Origin of the sequence: Bradyrhizobium iriomotense (assembly GCF_030160715.1) — a bacterium.
GTDB classification, from domain to species: domain Bacteria; phylum Pseudomonadota; class Alphaproteobacteria; order Rhizobiales; family Xanthobacteraceae; genus Bradyrhizobium; species Bradyrhizobium iriomotense.
Map to the genome: position 1 here is coordinate 200,058 of NZ_BSOW01000010.1, position 17,020 is coordinate 217,077.

Annotated in this window: 9 protein-coding genes and 2 pseudogenes; 2 read left to right on the forward strand and 9 right to left on the reverse strand. The window is 61.3% G+C overall.

What is annotated here, in order from left to right:
- Positions 1 to 469: 469 nt before the first annotated feature.
- From QQL28_RS16425 to QQL28_RS16450, 7 genes and pseudogenes are all read right to left on the reverse strand, one after another.
- Entirely contained in the window at positions 470 to 1,207 is a 738-nt protein-coding gene (locus QQL28_RS16425; protein WP_284267086.1) for a class I SAM-dependent methyltransferase, read from the reverse strand.
- A gap of 85 nt (positions 1,208 to 1,292) precedes the next feature.
- On the reverse strand, positions 1,293 to 1,610 hold the full coding sequence (locus QQL28_RS16430; RefSeq protein ID WP_284267087.1) for a hypothetical protein: 318 nt from the start codon (positions 1,608 to 1,610) through the stop codon (positions 1,293 to 1,295).
- A gap of 29 nt (positions 1,611 to 1,639) precedes the next feature.
- A complete protein-coding gene (locus QQL28_RS16435; protein WP_284267088.1) occupies positions 1,640 to 3,067 on the reverse strand; it encodes an HlyD family type I secretion periplasmic adaptor subunit in 1,428 nt (475 codons plus the stop codon).
- Entirely contained in the window at positions 3,054 to 5,204 is a 2,151-nt protein-coding gene (locus QQL28_RS16440; protein ID WP_431309611.1) for a type I secretion system permease/ATPase, read from the reverse strand. Before QQL28_RS16440 ends, QQL28_RS16435 begins: the two co-directional genes overlap by 14 nt.
- A 246-nt stretch (positions 5,205 to 5,450) precedes the next feature.
- A pseudogene (locus QQL28_RS46135) lies at positions 5,451 to 5,765 on the reverse strand (cysteine peptidase family C39 domain-containing protein); the annotation flags it as partial.
- A 116-nt stretch (positions 5,766 to 5,881) separates the two neighbouring features.
- Entirely contained in the window at positions 5,882 to 7,759 is a 1,878-nt protein-coding gene (locus QQL28_RS16445) for a heparin lyase I family protein (RefSeq protein ID WP_284267090.1), read from the reverse strand.
- Between the two features lie 778 nt (positions 7,760 to 8,537).
- Positions 8,538 to 9,575, reverse strand: coding sequence for a DUF354 domain-containing protein (locus tag QQL28_RS16450; protein ID WP_284267091.1), 1,038 nt, complete (start codon positions 9,573 to 9,575; stop codon positions 8,538 to 8,540).
- Positions 9,576 to 9,983: 408 nt separating this feature from the next.
- On the opposite strand from QQL28_RS16450, the gene QQL28_RS16455 reads away from it, so the two are divergent.
- Positions 9,984 to 11,939, forward strand: coding sequence for an alginate lyase family protein (locus QQL28_RS16455; RefSeq protein ID WP_284267092.1), 1,956 nt, complete (start codon positions 9,984 to 9,986; stop codon positions 11,937 to 11,939).
- Positions 11,940 to 12,125: 186 nt separating this feature from the next.
- Here QQL28_RS16455 and QQL28_RS16460 read toward each other — a convergent pair whose 3' ends face one another.
- Positions 12,126 to 15,413, reverse strand: a complete 3,288-nt coding sequence (locus QQL28_RS16460; protein WP_284267145.1) for an acetoacetate--CoA ligase — start codon at positions 15,411 to 15,413, stop codon at positions 12,126 to 12,128.
- 6 nt (positions 15,414 to 15,419) lie between these two features.
- Positions 15,420 to 15,570 (reverse strand): annotated as a pseudogene (locus tag QQL28_RS16465) (IS3 family transposase); the annotation flags it as partial.
- 307 nt (positions 15,571 to 15,877) lie between these two features.
- Between QQL28_RS16465 and QQL28_RS16470 the strand changes: the two are divergent.
- On the forward strand, positions 15,878 to 16,990 hold the full coding sequence (locus tag QQL28_RS16470; protein WP_284267093.1) for a Gfo/Idh/MocA family protein: 1,113 nt from the start codon (positions 15,878 to 15,880) through the stop codon (positions 16,988 to 16,990).
- Positions 16,991 to 17,020: the final 30 nt, after the last annotated feature.

Genomic DNA, 17,020 nt, shown 5'->3' on the forward strand with positions numbered 1-17,020 from the left:
GCGCTTCTGCGAGGGCACGAAGAACTGCCCCGAGAATCGATGCTCCTGGGCAGAGAAATCTGCCGGCACCGTCGCAAGGGATGGACGAAACAGCAGCTTGCTCGCGGCGTAATCAGACGACTAATCCAATGAGCTCGCAATTGAGAAACTGGCTTACCTCCTCAGTGATCTATTCTCCTCCGCGAGTGTTGGAATCGAAAGGGGCCGTGCGCCGCTCCTGCCAGAGCGAAGCTCATCCGAACGGGTCGCGCAGCCAACGCGTCAGGCCGACCGGTCAAGCGACGCCGATGGCGCCGTTGCCTTGCCAAGGGTAGTGCGGCAGAGAGCACTTGCGCTTTATTGTCAATCAGCTAGCTGCAGCGGGCCCTTCGATGCGAAACTGGGCCTTGTATTTGATGAGGTATGGCGGCACCGCACCGCGCGATCAAGCAGCGCTTGATTGATCCGATCCGTGGCCAGAACCTGCAGATCAGTGGGGAAAGGCGGCGCTGACCTGCAGGTTCGCCCGAGCCGGGAGAGTCGGTTTGCGGATGATAAAGATGACGTCGTTGTAATCGGAGCTCAGGCGGCCGAGGGACAGGACCTGAAGCGTTTTCTTGTAAGCTTGCAGCAGCTTCTTCTTGAGGCTGTAGTTGTTCAGGCCGCTGGCGCCAGACAGCCCGTATTCGGCGGCAAGGACCAGTCCGTTCTCTCCGCAAAAGGCCCGAATGCCTTCGCGCGAGACCACCTTGTCGTAGGTGACTGGGTAGGGGCCGTAGCCAGGCTTGCCGGCGTTCTTGTATCCGAGGATCAGGCGATAGAAGAGCACGTGAATCCAGTGCGGCGTCATCCTGGCGGTGAAGCCGTGCGCGGAGAAGGGGTCGGGGATCATTATGATGATCAGCCCGCCCGGCTTCACCCATCTGTTGAAGTTCTCCAGGACCTGTCGCGCGCCCGGCACATGCTCCAGCACGTAGGAATTGAAGATGACGTCGAAGGTCCGCTGACCGAAATCAGTCGTGCGCAGATCCCCGACGATGCCTTCGTGGAGGTCTTTCGTTTCGTCGCGGCGGATGCGAAGGGCTTCGGCGTCGAGGTCGATGCCGGTCAGAACATAGCCGCCATCGCCGATGTCAAGGCACCACCTCCGGCCACATCCAGCTTCTAGGATCTCAAGAACCCTGCCAGGATTCTTGATTGAGCGAATCTCGCAGGAGATCGTCTCCATCGCGTGATCCCAATCGGTCGTCAGCGGAATTCGGGTTCGTGCTTTCATCGACTTGGCTCCGGCTGGCCTCTCCGATGCGGCGCACTCAACTGTGGCGTTTCAGCTCCGGCGACCTGGGCAACGGTGTGCGGAGAGTCCAGGGTAACGTGCATATACGCTCGTCTTCTACCGTCAAATTCGCCTCAATTGCCGGCCCTTTCGGATTACCCCGTGGGCTTCCCTTGGACTTCGCGTTGAAGGCGAGGCTCATCATGCGGGCCGTCGCGGGAAGGACCGGCCGGCCTTCGTGGACATTGATGGCCCGAACGACGCCGGTCTCCAGCGGTTGGATCAGCTTGGTCCTGCCGCTGGAGATGATCTTGCCGGCCGTGGCGACGATGTCGACTCCGCCGAAGATAGCCATACTATCGCGACGTAGAAGATCCGCTTCGCCTACCGCTCCCGCAGCGATTCTTGCTTGTATCTCGCCAGCGGCGAGAGAAGATAGCTGATGATGCTGCGCGCGCCGGTCTTGATCTCGACCGTGACCGCCATGCCGGGACCGAGCTTGACGAGCTTGTCCTCCACCTGCATGTGCGTGCGATCGAGTGAAACGCGCGCCGCATATTCCAGCTCCTGACCTCTCGGCTCGCTGCTGCTTTGCACCGCGCCCGACGCCCGGTCATTCAGACCGCCTTGCTGCCTGTCGTGCGTTATGGCATCGGTTGAGACGCTCAACACGTCCCCATGGAGGAGTCCGTAGCGCGTGAAGTTGAACGTATCGACCTTGATCTCCGCCTTCTGCCCCGGGTGAACGAACCCTATGTCGCGGTTGGAGAGCATGGCCTCGATCTCGAGCTGACTCTCGCTCGGGACGACGATGGCGAGCGCCTGCGCCGGCGTCACCACGCCGCCCACAGTATGAACGGCGAGCTGTTGCACGACGCCGTCGACGGGTGCAGTCAACTGCTGGAGTTTGGTGCGCCGCTCTGCCTTGACCACTTCCTGCGCCGCGCTCGCCGCCTTCTGATCGGCTTTCGCAAGTGCGTCATAGGTCGCGCGCCGATACTCCGCGGCGGTCCTTTCTTTCGTTTCCTTCAGCAGGGCGATGGCCGCGTCGGCCTCACGGAGCCGGCTCTCCTGCAGGTTGAGGTCCTGCTGGAGAGCGACCAACTCCTGGTACTCCTGGAGATAGACCACCTTCGACGCCAACGCCTTGTCGACGAGCCCCTTGCGAATATCGACCCGCTCCTGGAGCACCGGAATCGTCGCCTGGAGCTTCGCGACGCTCGCTAACGTGGTCGCCCGCTCCGCTTCCTTCTGACCTTGCTGGCGCTGGATCTCGGCGAGCTTGGCGTTCTGCTCGGCGCGCTGGCTGATCAGAAACTGGCGATGCATCTCGATCTCCGCGGCACTTGCGCTCTGCGGTGGCCGGAAGGCGGCAAGCGGATCCTCGGCGAGCGCCGCGCGCAGCCGCGCGACGTCGAGCTCGGCCGCTAACAGATCGCTTCTCTGCCGCTCTTGATCGGCCTCCGTCATGGTCGGGTCGAGCTCGATCAGGACGTCGCCGGCCTTGACGGTTTGTCCGTCGCGGACGTGGATGGCCCGGACTACGCCCGTCTCGAACGGCTGGATCAGCTTGGTGCGCCCGCCCGGCACGATCTTGCCCGTCGCGGTCGCGACGATATCGACGCTGCCGAACGATGCCCACAACAGCGCGATGCAAAAGACCGCGATGATGCTCACCCCGATCGCGCGCCCGACCGGCGACGGTGGCGTTTCGGTGATCTCGAGCGCCGCCGGCAGGAATGCGATTTCGTGCTCACGGCGGCGAGGCTCGCGTCTCGGAAACGGAACGATATTTCGACTAGCGGACGTCATGGATCCCGGCCTGCAGATAGTGGAGGTTTGCGTAACGCCCGTTCGAACGGATCAGTTCGTCATGGCTGCCGTCCTCGACGATGCGGCCATGCTCGAGCGTGATGATCCGGTTGGCGTTGCGCACGGTCGAAAGTCGGTGCGCGATGACGAACACGGTCCGTCCAGCGGAAATCCGTCTCATGTTCTGCTGGATGGCGCGCTCGCTTTCATAGTCCAGCGCGCTGGTCGCCTCGTCGAAAATGAGAATGCGCGGATCGGTGATGAGCGCGCGGGCGATCGCGACACGCTGGCGTTGCCCGCCGGAGAGAGTGCTGCCGCGTTCGCCGACGATGGTGTCATAGCCCTCCGGCAGCTCCAGGATGAAGTCGTGAGCGCCCGCGAGCGACGCCGCCTCGATGACGCGCTCCATGGGCATGGCCGGGTCGGCGAGCGCGATGTTCTCGCGGATCGAGCGATTGAAGAGCACGTTCTCCTGCAGGACCACGCCGATCTGGCGCCGAAGCCAGGTCAGATCGACCATCGCGAGGTCGACGCCGTCGACCAGCACGCGGCCGCTCTCCGGTACATAGAGACGCTGAATCAGCTTGGTAATGGTGCTCTTGCCTGAGCCTGAAGAGCCCACGATGCCGATCACCTGACCGGGCTCGACGTTGAAGGACACGTCGTGCAGCACTTCGGGACCGTCGATGCGGTAGCGGAAGGTCGCGTGCTCGAAGGTGACCTTGCCGCGGATCGGCGGCAGGGCAGCGCGGGCCGGACTGAAGCTCGGCTCGGGCATCGTGTTGAGGATGTCGCCGAGACGATCGATCGACAGACGAGCCTGGTGGAAGTCCTGCCAGATCTGCGCGAGCCGAAGCACCGGCATGCTCACCCGCCCTGCCAGCATGTTGAACGCGACGAGCTCGCCGACGGACAGGTCACCGCCGATCACCAGCCGGGCGCCGAAGTAGAGCGTTGCGGCGGTGACCAGCTTGTTGATCATCTGGACCGCCTGGCTCGCCGTGTTGTTCAGGCTGAGCACGCGGAAGCTCGCGCCCACATAGCCGGCGAGCTGCTCCTCCCAGCGTCGCTGCATCTGCGGCTCGACCGCCATCGCCTTCAGCGTTTCGACGCCCGTGACGCTCTCGACCAGGAAGGCCTGGTTCTCCGAGCCGCGATTGAACTTCTCATCGAGGCGCCGGCGAAACAGCGGAGCGGCGCCGGCTGAAATACCGATGTAGAACGGGAACGAGGCAATGACGATCAGCGTCAGCGATGTCGAGTAGTAGAACATCACCGCTAGGAAGACGAAGGTGAACAGGAGATCGATAACCAGCGTGAGCGCCGAGCTCGTCAGGAACTGACGGATGTTCTCCAGTTCGCGAACACGTGCAACCGAATCGCCGACGCGGCGCGTCTGGAAATAGGCGATCGGCAAGGCCATCAGGTGACGGAACAGCCGCGCGCCGAGCTCGACGTCGATTCGGTTCGTCGTGTGCGCGAACAGATAGACGCGCAACGTGCCGAGAACGGTCTCGAACACGGTCAGTGCGACGAGGCCCATGATCAGGACGTCGAGCGTGCTCATGCTTCGATGCACGAGCACCTTGTCGATCACCACCTGGAAGAACAGCGGAGCGATGAGGGCGAAGATCTGAAGGAAGAACGACGCGGCCAGCACTTCGCCGAGCAGGCGGCGATACTTGTGGACAGCACCGATGAACCAGTTGATATCAAATCGCCGGGAGAGATCCGTCAGGGCCGCACGCCGGGTCATCAGGATGATGTCACCGTCCCAGACGGCCTCGAGCTCGGCCTGGCTGATGGATTCAGGCTGGGGAGACAATGGGCGCTGAACCAGAAGCTTGTCGTCGACGACCTTGCCCAGGATCAGGAAGCCGCCGTCGCGCAGCACGGCAATTGCCGGCAGTGGCGTGACCGCAAGCCTGTTCCAGCCCGACCGCTGAACCCGGGCCTTGAGCCCGAACTCCCTGGCACAGCGCAGGATTTCGGTCGTACCGATTCGCGCCGTGCCCATGCGATGCCGAATTTGCGCCGGGTCGGCCGCAATGCCATGGCAACGCAGCAATATCGCCACCGCAATGAGCCCCGACTCATCGCCGATTTCAGGTTCGGCGGCCACCGCCTGGACGGCCATGTCGGGCTGATCGGGTGTCCACGTGCGCATCGCGATATCGCGGGCACGCACGAAGACCTCACGGGCGTGCGTCAGCATATTGCCGGCGTGCCTCAGGGCATCGCCGGCACGCCGTGCCAGATCAAGCGCCGGGATATTCATGCCGGCAAGGGAATCAAGCAACCGGTGCACGAGGCTCTGTGAGCCGGCCAGGATCAAACGGCCGTCCCAGACTTCTTCAAACTCCGCGCGCGTCATCATGTTCGGACGCGATGCGGTTGGATGCAGCACAAGTGCCGTCTGGTCATCGACCTTGCCGAGCAGCAGGAATCCGCCATCTCGGAGCGAGGCGATTCCGGGCAGCGTGGTGCTCGCAAGTCGCTTCCAACGCGTCGTGCGCGAACGGACTTTGACACCGAATTCGTGGGCACAGCGAAGCATCGCGCTGATGCCGATATCGTTGCTCCCGCAACGGTCGCGGAGCTGGTCAGGCTCGGCGTTCACGCCATGAAGGCGCAGGAACAGAGCCAGGGCTCGAAGCCCGAGGTCTGCGGCATGGGCATTTCCATTCTGGATCGCCATTTATTTTACTCAACCCTTCGCGGCTACCGACCGCGTGTGATGTTCCTTCTCATGCATTCACGATCATTGACGGCGCCGCACCCAGGCGCTGAGCCTGGGTGCGGCGAGGCGAGGCGCTAATGCGGTCTGGCCAGCAACGATTCTTGCCCCAAACCGGTCGCTTGCGACACGGCCGACACGATCTGACCGGCATCCACCCGGCCGGAATTGCTGGCCAGATACTGGTTCAGCAGTGCAAAGCTCTGGCTCGCCAGGGACGCCGTGCTCGTGCCGTTCGCGACCGGGTGATCCGTCACGGAGATCTGCTGCGGCGCGGAGGTCGCAACGCCGCCGCCGGTGATCACATCCCTGATCTGGCTGAACAGCGCAGAGCCATGACCCGCAAGGTCCTGACCTGCCAGAGACGTTACGCTTGCTCTGAGCGCAGATACGCGATCCGAGAGGCTGGTCGGCAGTGACACGGAGGTCGTGCTGGTGCCGCCCGACTGGACTACCGGCGTCGCTGTGCTCGTGCCGGTCGGATGCGAATGATCCGTTACCGTCGTCGTCGGCGACGTTGTGGTCGTTGTGGTGGTCGCAGCAGGTCGGGGATCCACCACGGTGATGGTCTGCGGCGAGGCCGTCGCAACGGCACCGGTGGTCGGATCCTTTGCGCTTGCGGTCAGCGTGAGCGTTGCGGTCGGATGGGCTCCGCCGCGATAATACGAGTGCAGTACGAGCCCGCTGTCGACCTGCGCTGCCGTCAAGGTGATGTTATTACCCCGGAACGTCTGACCATCGAGCTTGTCGGTGATCGTCTCGTACTTGGGTAACCCCGTGATGTTCAGGGTCACGACGTCGTTGGAGTCGGTCGTTTTCACCTTGGTGCCCAGGTCGACGGTACCGCCTCTTCCAGCCACCCAGAGCGAGTGATCCGCAATGGTGAGGACCGGCTTGGTCGATGACGGCGTGGTGGTGCCGCCGCCGGAGACCGGCGTGGTGGGAGAGGTCGGCGTGGTGGTGCCGCCGCCGGAGACCGGCTTGGTGGGAGAGGTCGGCGTGGTGGTGCCGCCGCCGGAGACCGGCGTGGTGGGAGAGGTCGGCGTGGTGGTGCCGCCGCCGGAGACCGGCCTGGTCGGAGAGGTCGGCGTGGTGGTGCCGCCGCCGGAGACCGGCGTGGTCGGAGAGGTCGGCGTGGTGGTACCGCCGCCCGAGACCGGCGTGGTGGGAGAGGTCGGCGTGGTGGTGCCGCCCACACCCTTCCAGCCGACTGCCGTCGACCCGGTCACCATCGTGAAATTGCGAAAGTCGGCGGTTACGGTCTCGGTAGGACCTGCGTTGCGGTAGAGCCCATCCATCCAGTAGGTGCCGGCCCCATAGCCGAGCAGGCCGGTGTAATTCACCACCTGTTTGCCGTCGATCGAGACATCGAGATAACCGCCCGCGCCGGTGTTCGAGAGCTTGGATTGGATATTGATGTCGTAATAGCGGCCGGGCACAATCGGGTTCGGGTCGGTCCAGAGTACCATGTTGACCATATTGGACCCCGCCCCGTTGCCGGGATTGCCGCCGGGCGGACAATAGCGAGCGACAACTTGCAGATGATTGCCGGCGAGCTGGATTGCGAACGGCGGTGACGTCGCCACACCACTCACGGAGTCGTCGTTGTGCATTTCCCCAGTCACAAACCATGACGCCGTGTTGGTGAACGTGTTGTTGGGCCCGTTCGGCTGCACCATGAACTGGTAGTCGATGCCGATGGGAGTCCCGACGGGAATGTCCTGAGCACCGCCTGGCCCGGCGTTCGCGGCACAAATCTCGGCGCGATCGACTGATCCAGAATCGTAGGGGCCCGCGTCGCCCGGTTGAATTGTAAATTGCAGAGTTTGCGAGTCAGGATTGGTCAGGCTGTAGCTCTTGCCCGCAGTGTGCACTCCGTAGATGTCGCCGCCGATGGTTACACCGCGGGTCTTCGGAATGGGCGAAAATGACGTGATTGTGCCGGTAGTATCCAATTCAGGACTCCATCGAGTTGCAGAGTTGTTTCTCTGTGACGTTGACAAGGGAATTCTGCTGCCGCGCATCGTGAAGGCGCGCGACCTATTGCATGCTCGCAGCACGCGAACACATTCATGTGCCGCGCCTCGCGAAGGCGCGAGACACAGCGCACGCCCGCAGCGCGAAGCACCGCGAACCGATTTCAAAGCAGTGGGAATTTTGGAAGCTGGCCCCCCCGACTGCTGTGCCGGATGGTTAATTAGGAAGTGTGGCGAAAAAAATAGGCGAGCATGGCGATAATTAGAAGATAATTAGGATTAGAATCGCACGACGCACCTGTGGCACCTACGGCATATGCCTGCCGTTGCTGCGGAATTCGGAGACGTCCCCTTTTGGGGGAAGCGAAAAAGATTTCCACCGTTGATATCAATGTATGTGCTCGCCGTCGTGAATGATCTTGTGGCCTCGCTCCAAGCAGTTCGTCACGACGCTGGCAAATGTTGTGGGTGCTGCTGGTCGAGGCGTCTTGTGGCACCCGATCTCGTCCTTTCCCGCTTTCGAACCGAAAGGCACTTGGTTATGGACCCAAGCACTCGCCCGCAGACCCATCAGTCGCTCTCTTCGCGAGCGAATCGTCGGCAGCTCAGCTGTGACGCCTGATCAATGAGCGGATTGCGATCGCTTAGCTTCCGCCGCGATTGGGATATGGTCGGGCTCGTTCGCGTTGCGGGCTTACAGAGCAGTGATAATGGCTTGATGCGAGATTTCCGCCGAGCCCAATGAGAGCCGCTTTGATCAGCGGCGGCTGCCTAGTTCGGCAATCAGCGAATATAGCTGGCTGTAAGCAACTTTGCCCTTGTGAAGCAATTCCAAGTTCGGACCGCGCTCAATGGCGTTGTCGAGGATCTTTAGCGCTGTTTCCGCGTCAAGATCCGGCCGATGCTGCATGCAGCCACTCCGCAGTAAGTAGCGATCAACGTCGAGCAGGTCCGATCGGTAGATCGAGACTGTTGGGATACCGAGCACTGCCATCTCCCGGGTCATCGTCCCACCAGCGCCAATAAATAAATCGCAATCGGGAGCAATGTCTGCCAGGTCGAGTGCGGTGTCGATCACGCGTATGCCTTTGAACTTTTCGGCTCTGTAGTGTGCCCCCTGCGCGCGCCCTCTTGGTAGGACGGTCAAAGCGACATGATCGCGAAGCCCAAGCAAAAGACTATCCAAGAAATTGATTTCACTCTTGTAGTACTGGGCGGTCCAGGGCTCCGGCCTCACGTACACTGCTCTGCGCTGATCCTGCATCGTTTTATCAGTGCGTCGCGACATGAATTGATCGGCAAAATACCATAGATACATGCCTTCCTTTATTCCAGGAAAGTGGCGCACCTTGGCGGCGCGAGCCCCCTGCCAGCGCACTCTGCTGATGTCGAGGAACTCAGGCAGCATGATCACATCGGCGAACAGAAAAGCTGGCACGTTTCCAAGAGCGTGCTCGTTGTCGTTCAAATAGATTGATCGGGCACCCAGAAGTCGCGCGACGACCGGCGAATGGAAGGAACTTTGCGAAACTGCGAGGTCAACTGAACGGTCCTTGAGAAAACGGTACAAGTCGCGCACTCGCACCGGATACCCTAGAAACTTTCTGCCGACGTTGGCCCCGTAGTGCTTACCGACGATTTCGTAGTTGAGCCGATGCAGATTCAGCAGATCAACCGTGTTCGCGAGCGCTCGAGCCGTTATGATTACTTCATGCTCCCCTTGAAGCTCGCTTATAAGCCTTCGAAACATGTTGATGTGGGGCGAGTTATGTAGATCAAACCAAATGTTCATCATCAGTCCAAACTTGCTTGCCGGCCCAGACCACGAAACCGAACTCCGCGTCCTTCCAATTCGGTCCTCAGTCTTGGAAAACTGGAGTTCTGCACATGCTTGGAAAGAGATCCCGAAGACGTCAACGCGTGGCATCCGAACTCACACCCACAAGCATAGTCTTTTGAACCGGTCCGCAGTTCTACCCTTTTGGATTACCGATTCTCGACCTCCAGAAGAAGCCGAGACCAGCCGATCGGGGAATGGACGGCCTTACCGTGATTTCGTACGGTACGGCGCCCGCGTTGGAAATGACGGGCTTAAACCTGACGTCCTGGTAAACCTGACGTCCTGGAAGGTGTCGTTTAGGTCACCAAGATTCGGTTGTCGCGAGAGTGACAAGCGTATTGACATCAACCATGTGAGGCGTTTTTGAAATCCGTTTTAGGCCGAGCCGCCTGGTACCGTGACCGCCTGGCGGCTATGAGTGCGGCGGAGATTGCTCACCGCCTGGTCGAAACTGCCAGTAAGCAAACGGCGCGGTGGCATAGTGGCGGCTGGGATGGGGTTGAGTCATTTGGTCCGCTGACTACCATACCCGGCATTCGTTCCCGGGTTATCGCCTCTTCATCGGATCTATCCGCTCTCATAAGCTGCGAAGCCGACAAGGTCCGTGCGGGCCGTTTTTGTTTGCTCGGTGCACGCTGGCCGAAGCCGTCTTCGATTCCACCGGATCCGTCGTTCTGGCGTATCGATCCTGAGGACGGCGGGCCACTTCCGCAATGGGACGCCTATGCCTTCGATATTTCATTCCGGCACGGCATGAACACGCGAGATATGAAGCCTATTGTGGAGCTCAATCGACTGCAATTTCTGGTTCCTCTCGCCGCCGATGCGTTGGTCGAGAAACATGACGAGTTCGTGCTTTTGGCCGGTATGATTAGGTCATGGATGGCAGGCAATCCACCCTTTCGTGGACCAAGCTGGATTTACGGTATCGACGCCGCACTTCGTGTCATCTCGGTCGCGGTGACGCTCTCGATCATCGGCGCCGATCGTCTTGACCGCGTTACACGCAGTGCGGCGCTTCGCTTCTTCTTCGCACATCTCGACTGGATCAAGCGATTTCCGTCACTGCATTCCTCCGCTAACAATCATCGGATCGCCGAGCTTGCCGGACTGGTTGTCGGTTCGATCATGGCTCCGGGATTCCCCGATGCAGCGGCATTGCGCGAGAACAGCTGGCGCGCGTTGCTCGCGGAGATTGATCAGCAAATTCATCCGGATGGCGTGGGGGCTGAACAATCTCCCAGCTATGCTGCGTTCTCGATTGAGCTGTTTCTTGTTGCGGCCACCGCCCTTGGACGCGAAGGCAGCTTGCCAGCAACTACCGTGGATCGGCTTTCCGCGTGGTGTGAGCATTCCCTTTGGTTGATGGACGCCGATGCAAAGGTGCCTGCGATCGGAGATTGCGACGATTGCCGAGTTATTGCGACAACACAGGCGCCTGAGCCAACATACGTCGCCTCCGTTGTCGCAGCCGTTTCGGGCTGCGTTGGCCGCCCAGATCTTGCCCCACCGGCCAAAGATCCAAGCATTCGCGATGTAATCCTGGGATCCGCCGCGGTAGCACCGGCACAACGTGTAGGAATGCGCTCATTCACGAACGGGGGCTACTCGATCATCCGAAGCAGGCATAAGGATCCTGTCGTTCTGACATTTGATCATGGACCAATTGGCTATCTGTCAATTGCTGCTCATGGCCATGCAGACGCGCTTTCCATCTGGCTGTCTGTAGGCAGCCAACCTGTTATCGTAGACGCCGGAACGTATCTGTATAATCCGAATAGGAAGCTGCGGGACCAGTTCAGGGACACCGCCGTTCACAACACTTTGAGTCTTTCCGGAATTGGATCAAGTCGTCCGTCTGGGCCGTTTAATTGGGCGAGAAAGGCGAATGCGCGCCTCGTATCATCCGAAGCTACTCCAATTGCGCGGGTTGTGGCAGAGCATGACGGCTATGTCGGGCTATATGGCGCAAGGCACCGGCGTACAGTGGAGTTTGATGACGTTTCGCGGTTTACGATTATCGACGAACTCGTCGGAGCTCCCACAGATCGAAGCGTTACAGTATCGTTTCTCATAGACCCGAGTTGCCAGTCAACGGTCGAGCCGGATCGGAGCGGGGTGCTGATCACACGCAGCAATCTTCAACTCGTTCGAATATCAAGCGCGGGCCCATTGAAAGCTAGAGTAGTTCGGGGCGACCAGGCGACAGGACTTGGTTGGTTGTCGCCATCCTACTGCGTGCGCGTCCCTACCGATCAGATCCTTTTTGAGGGGCATCTCCGCGATAGAAGGTCGACCATCACGATTGACGTCCTCTAACTAATTTAAAGCGGGATGAGCTTAGGTTGAATCTTGGGATTCCGAAATCAGTGTGTTTTCTGAATCGCCAGGTATTTCAGCGACGAATGAGGCCGCCGGAGCCGCTGGGGTAAAAGTTGTTCACGCGGATCGATGCCGGGCAGGGATTCGAGTGTCTTCTCAACTTGGTGAGGTGAGGGACAATGTTCAGGTCGAGTTGATCGGCGGTGCGGCCGCCGGTGGCGCGTTGCCTTCGAGCCGCTCCAGGAAGCCGCGCAGATATCCGATTCCACTCGTCCAATGGTAGTAGTCTCTGCCGTGCGAAACACGCGCGAGGAAGTAGTCGACCATGGGTGCGACGTCGACGAGGACAAACGGGATATATCCCCGCAGATAGGCACGTTTCACGATGCCCAGGCGTTCCATCTCCGGATAGCAGTGGCGTGGGTCGATCTGTGCAGCGAACACCGGGTTGTGTAAGAAGACGCTGACCGTGCGCTGCTGACCGCTCCAGTCTACGACGCGCATGTCGGCAGGCCGTTCGAGATAGGCCTTGACCGGGAATTGGTCGCGCAGAATGCCTTCGACTATGTGAATTTCGGTCAGGTGCGAGCCGTCCAGCTCCATGAACAGCACTTTCCCGCCGTGGCGATAGAGGCGGCCGTAGGGACCGTTGAGGTGAAACGGCACGGGATCGTCCTCGTGCCCGGCGGCCCACTCCTCGGCATCGCTTCCCCACAACGCCACCGAATGAGTGGGGTGCACGCTGCGCGTCGTGCCGCGGCTGCGTCGGAATACCTCGTTGATCAATCCCATCTGCGAAGGCGTGCGGCGCACGTCAAAGATAGGATCCGTCGCTGCATACTCCGACATTGAGCTGCGGAACGGCGACGTCGTCATCCAAAGCAGCCCCCTGGGCGTTACTCGTTCCTTGAGGTGCTCGAGCAGCGCAGGTATTCCTCCCTGGATTTGGGCGAGCACCGCGCTATGCGAGTGGATGCTCAAGCGATCTCCGCTGCCAATCCTGAGTTGATCGAGCACCGCTTCGACCTCTTCCAGCTTGAGCGGGTGACCCGCTGCCAACTCGCGCCGGAAGCGTCCTACGTGTCTGTTTCGATAGAAGCGACGCGCCCGATTGAACAGCGGTGACATCAGGTGTCGATTCGCATTGTTGCGCCGCGTGGCCGCCTCGACTCGCGGGAAGGCCTCCTCGAGGAAACAGCAGACCGGCTCCTGGTCGTCCAGCCCCCAACCAGCCTGCTGCTCCGCCATTGCGTCAGCGCCGCTAGACAGTATCGTGGCCAAGCCTTCGACCGACGGCGCCGACAGAAAGGCCAAAAGGGGCATGGGACGCCCAGCATAACCCTCGATCTCGAGCAGCAGGTTCACCACTGCTAGCGAGTCCGCGCCGAGGCCAAGAAGATTATCGGACCAGCCGATTGGCGAGACGCCCAGCACGTGCTCGCAGATCGCCTGCAGCTCCTGGCGAAGCCGGTCACCATCCGGGATCGCTCCACGGTCCGGCGCCGGCGCTCGCGATACCCTGACGGCTGCAGGCGCTAGGACAGTCGGATGCTTGGCAATCGTTTCGAGGCATTCCGGGTTCTGCAGGGCGTCACGGTTCCGTACAGTGCGGCCATTCACCGCATCCCGCGCCGCCGCCTCGGAACGCTTGCCGCTAAAGGTGACTGGAAGCGCATCGACCTGCGCGATGCGCGCCGGCGCGAAGGCGGGAGAGCCGCAGCGCGCAAGCTCTGAGCGGATGTGCTTCGCCAGCACGTTGTCGAGTACCAGGCCTTCGCGCAGCACGACCAGCAGAACCATGCGCGAGCCGCCCGCCTCCTCCTCGGCCTGCTGCTCGACCGCCATTGCCTCGCGGATCTCCCCGATGTCAGCGAGAATGCGGTAGATTTCCGCGGTGCCGATGCGGATGCCGCGCACATTGAGGACCCCGTCGGAACGGCCATGCAGCCGCCAACCGCCATGGGTTGTGGCCTCGATCAAATCGCCATGCGTCCAGAAGCCGGGGTTCTGGGCGAAATAGGCGGCGTGGAAGCGCGTGCCGTCGGCGTCACCGTGAAAGCCAAGGGGGCGCGAGGGGAACGGATTGGCGCATACCAGTTCGCCGATCCGCGCCTCCGGATCGTCAGGCGGCGGTAGCGAGCGCACGTCGAGGCCGAGACTGCGGCACTGTGCTTCGCCGCGATGGACAGGCAGATTCGGATTACCCAGCACAAAGCAGCCGATGATGTCGGTGCCGCCCGAGATCGACTGCAGCGGTATCGTGGCCTTCACCTCATCGCGGACCCAGTCGTACTGGCGGGGATGCAGGATGGAGCCGGTGGAGAGCATAGCCCGCAGGGCAGAAGGATCGAACACTCGGCCCGGGGACAAGCCTGCCTTCTCGCAAAAGTCTAGATAGGCAGGGTTGGTGCCGAACACGGTCACGCGCTCCTCGGCGACGATCCGCCAGAAGGTCTCCGGCGCTTCGAGCGGCCCATCATAGAGGACGATCTCCACGCCGGAGGCGAGCGCGGAGAGCTGCCAGTTCCACATCATCCAGCCGCAGGAGGTCTGGAAGAACAGCTTGTCGCCGGTGGCGAGATCGCAGTGCAACCGGTGCTCCTTCACATGCTCCAATAGAGTGCCGCCAGCACCGTGCTGAATGCATTTCGGCGGCCCCGTGGTGCCGGAGGAGAACATCGTGAACAGGGGCTGGTTGAACGGGTGGCGCAGCCAGCTCGGCCGGTCCTCGCCACCAACGGTGTCGCGGAGCAGATCGGCGAGCCTGTGCAGGGGCACCGTCCTGTCGCCGGCGGGAAGCGAGCCGTTATCCAGCGAGATGATCGCGACGAGGTCCGGCAGGCCGGCTGCCGCTCCGGCGACGCGCTCGGCGACGGGGACGCCCAGATCCCATGGCTCTGCCCGGAGACAACCGAGCAGCACCACGGGCCCGAGAGGGGCGAAGCGCGCGAGGATAGCGGGAACGCCCATGTCCGGCGCGCAGCTGGCGAAGGTCGCGCCAAGGGCAGCGGTGGCCAGGGCGCCAATGACCGCCTCGGCATTGTTGCGTGCGATCGCCACGACATGGTCGCCACGGCGCACACCCAGCTGCTGCAGCGACGTCGCCAGCCGGGCGACCGCGACGCGCAGTGCGCCACGCGCGAACCGGTCGCGGCTGCCGCCGGCGTGGCAAGCCGTCAGGACAGGCTGGTCGGGAGCGCCAGCGAGAAGGCACTCGGCGTAGTTGAGACGGAGATCCGGGAAAAAGCGGGCGGTCTCGCAGATATCGCCGACACAGACCGGCTCGACCGCGCCGTTCCTAGGTAGCTCGCACCACTCCAGGAAGAGGCGCCAAAAGCTGCGGAACTCCTTCACCGAGAAACAGTCCATCGCAGCATGATCGGGCAGGTTCTGCCCAGTGCGAGCCTCGCACCATTGTCTGAAGGCGGTCAGTTGCGAATGCCCGACAGCACTGTCATCAGGACGGAACACCACTTCCCTCCACTTCCGCTTGCGGACGGCGAGCCCTTCCTCGCGATAACGCGGGTAGATCCGGTTGATCCCCGATGGCTTTCCCTCGCCGCAGCAGCACGAACAACCGGCGGTAGCCGAAACGCCGCCGCTCGTTGTCGAGGTCCCGCAACCGGCCGTGCGGAGGCGCGTCCGCAGGCTTGAGCGATAACGAGCCCGATGCTGCCCTCGTATCGGCTGCCGTATTCGGAGGCAGAAGGGCCTTTGAGTACTGCCGGACAGGCCATCCGCTCTCCGACCCTCGATTGATCCTAATCCCGCACTGCCGCGGCTCAATGGACCATTGTAGCTACCCCCCATACGCTACCCATTTATAGCAATATCCCCTCCGCCTTATGCAATGCAGAAGCGCCTCGCTGGTGTTCTCATCGGGTGCGTGAACTTTTAGGGCATTGAAAGCCGTGGCCCTTGTTAGGGAGACCGCTATGGTCAATGTTGGTTTGATCGGGCTTGGCAAGATGGGACTCTCGCATCTTGCGATTGTCAACGCGCATCCCGAGGCTAAGCTGATCGGCATTTGCGACACCGCGAGCTATATGTGCAGCATCCTGCACAAATATACAGGCATCGAAGTGTTCTCCAATTATCGGGAGATGCTCGATCAGAAGTCGCTCGACGCGGTGATCATAGCGACGCCTTCGCGATTTCATGGCGAAATGGTCCGCGAGGCTCTCCTGAGAGGCCTGCACGTGTTCTGCGAAAAGCCGTTTTGCCTGGATCCGGCCGAGGGGATCTCCTTGGCCGAGTTGGCTGACCGGAGAGGTGTCGTCAATCAGGTGGGATATCATTATCGGTTCGTTGGGGCGTTCAACGAGGCCAAGCGTCTGCTCGATGCACAGGCGCTTGGCCGAATTCATCACCTCAGGGTCGAAGCCTATGGCCCGGTGGTCTTGCGGCCCAAGGGCGGGACGTGGCGAGCGAAGAGCATCGAGGGCGGCGGTTGCCTCCATGATTACGCGTGCCACGCAATCGACATTGTGAATTATCTCGTTGGCAGGCCCGATGGCGTGAGCGGGACAGTGCTCAACAAAATATTTTCCCGCGACGTGGACGACGAGGTCTACGCGACGCTGCATTTTCCAGATGGCATGACGGGTATGATTGCCGCCAATTGGAGCGATGACAGTTTGCGCAGAATGTCGACGCAGGTCACGCTCTGGGGCACGAATGGCCGTATGATCGTCGATCGTCAGGAAGTGAAGACATATATTCGAGGTGCTGCGGGGAGCACTGGTGCGGCAAAAGAGGGGTGGGACATTCGTCACACAACCGATTTTCACAGTGACGTGTGGTATTACCTGCGGGGCGAGGAATATTCGGCGCAACTCGACTACTTCATCCGATGCATTGCGGAAGGTCGCCGGGAGAACATCTCGTCTTTCGCGTCTGCGGCGCAGACAGATTGTGTCGTGTCCGCGATGTTGCAGGATGCCGGAGGCGTGTGGCGACGAGTAGTAGATGCCGGAGCCAGGACCCCAGCTCAAAGCCGAACGGACGAGGGAGGCTTGCTGTCTCTCGTCACGGGCGCACTGAGGTAGAACCTATCTCCGATAGGGAAGGGCAGGAGG

What these genes read in the sequence shown, in the direction of transcription:
- QQL28_RS16430 (WP_284267087.1), bottom strand. Translation starts at nt 1,610, where the DNA reads ATGGCTATCTTCGGCGGAGTCGACATCGTCGCCACGGCCGGCAAGATC.
- QQL28_RS16450 (WP_284267091.1), bottom strand. Translation starts at nt 9,575, where the DNA reads ATGATGAACATTTGGTTTGATCTACATAACTCGCCCCACATCAACATG.
- QQL28_RS16470 (WP_284267093.1), top strand. Translation starts at nt 15,878, where the DNA reads ATGGTCAATGTTGGTTTGATCGGGCTTGGCAAGATGGGACTCTCGCAT.
- QQL28_RS16435 (WP_284267088.1), bottom strand. Translation starts at nt 3,067, where the DNA reads ATGACGTCCGCTAGTCGAAATATCGTTCCGTTTCCGAGACGCGAGCCT.
- QQL28_RS16425 (WP_284267086.1), bottom strand. Translation starts at nt 1,207, where the DNA reads ATGGAGACGATCTCCTGCGAGATTCGCTCAATCAAGAATCCTGGCAGG.
- QQL28_RS16440 (WP_431309611.1), bottom strand. Translation starts at nt 5,204, where the DNA reads ATGGCCGTCCAGGCGGTGGCCGCCGAACCTGAAATCGGCGATGAGTCG.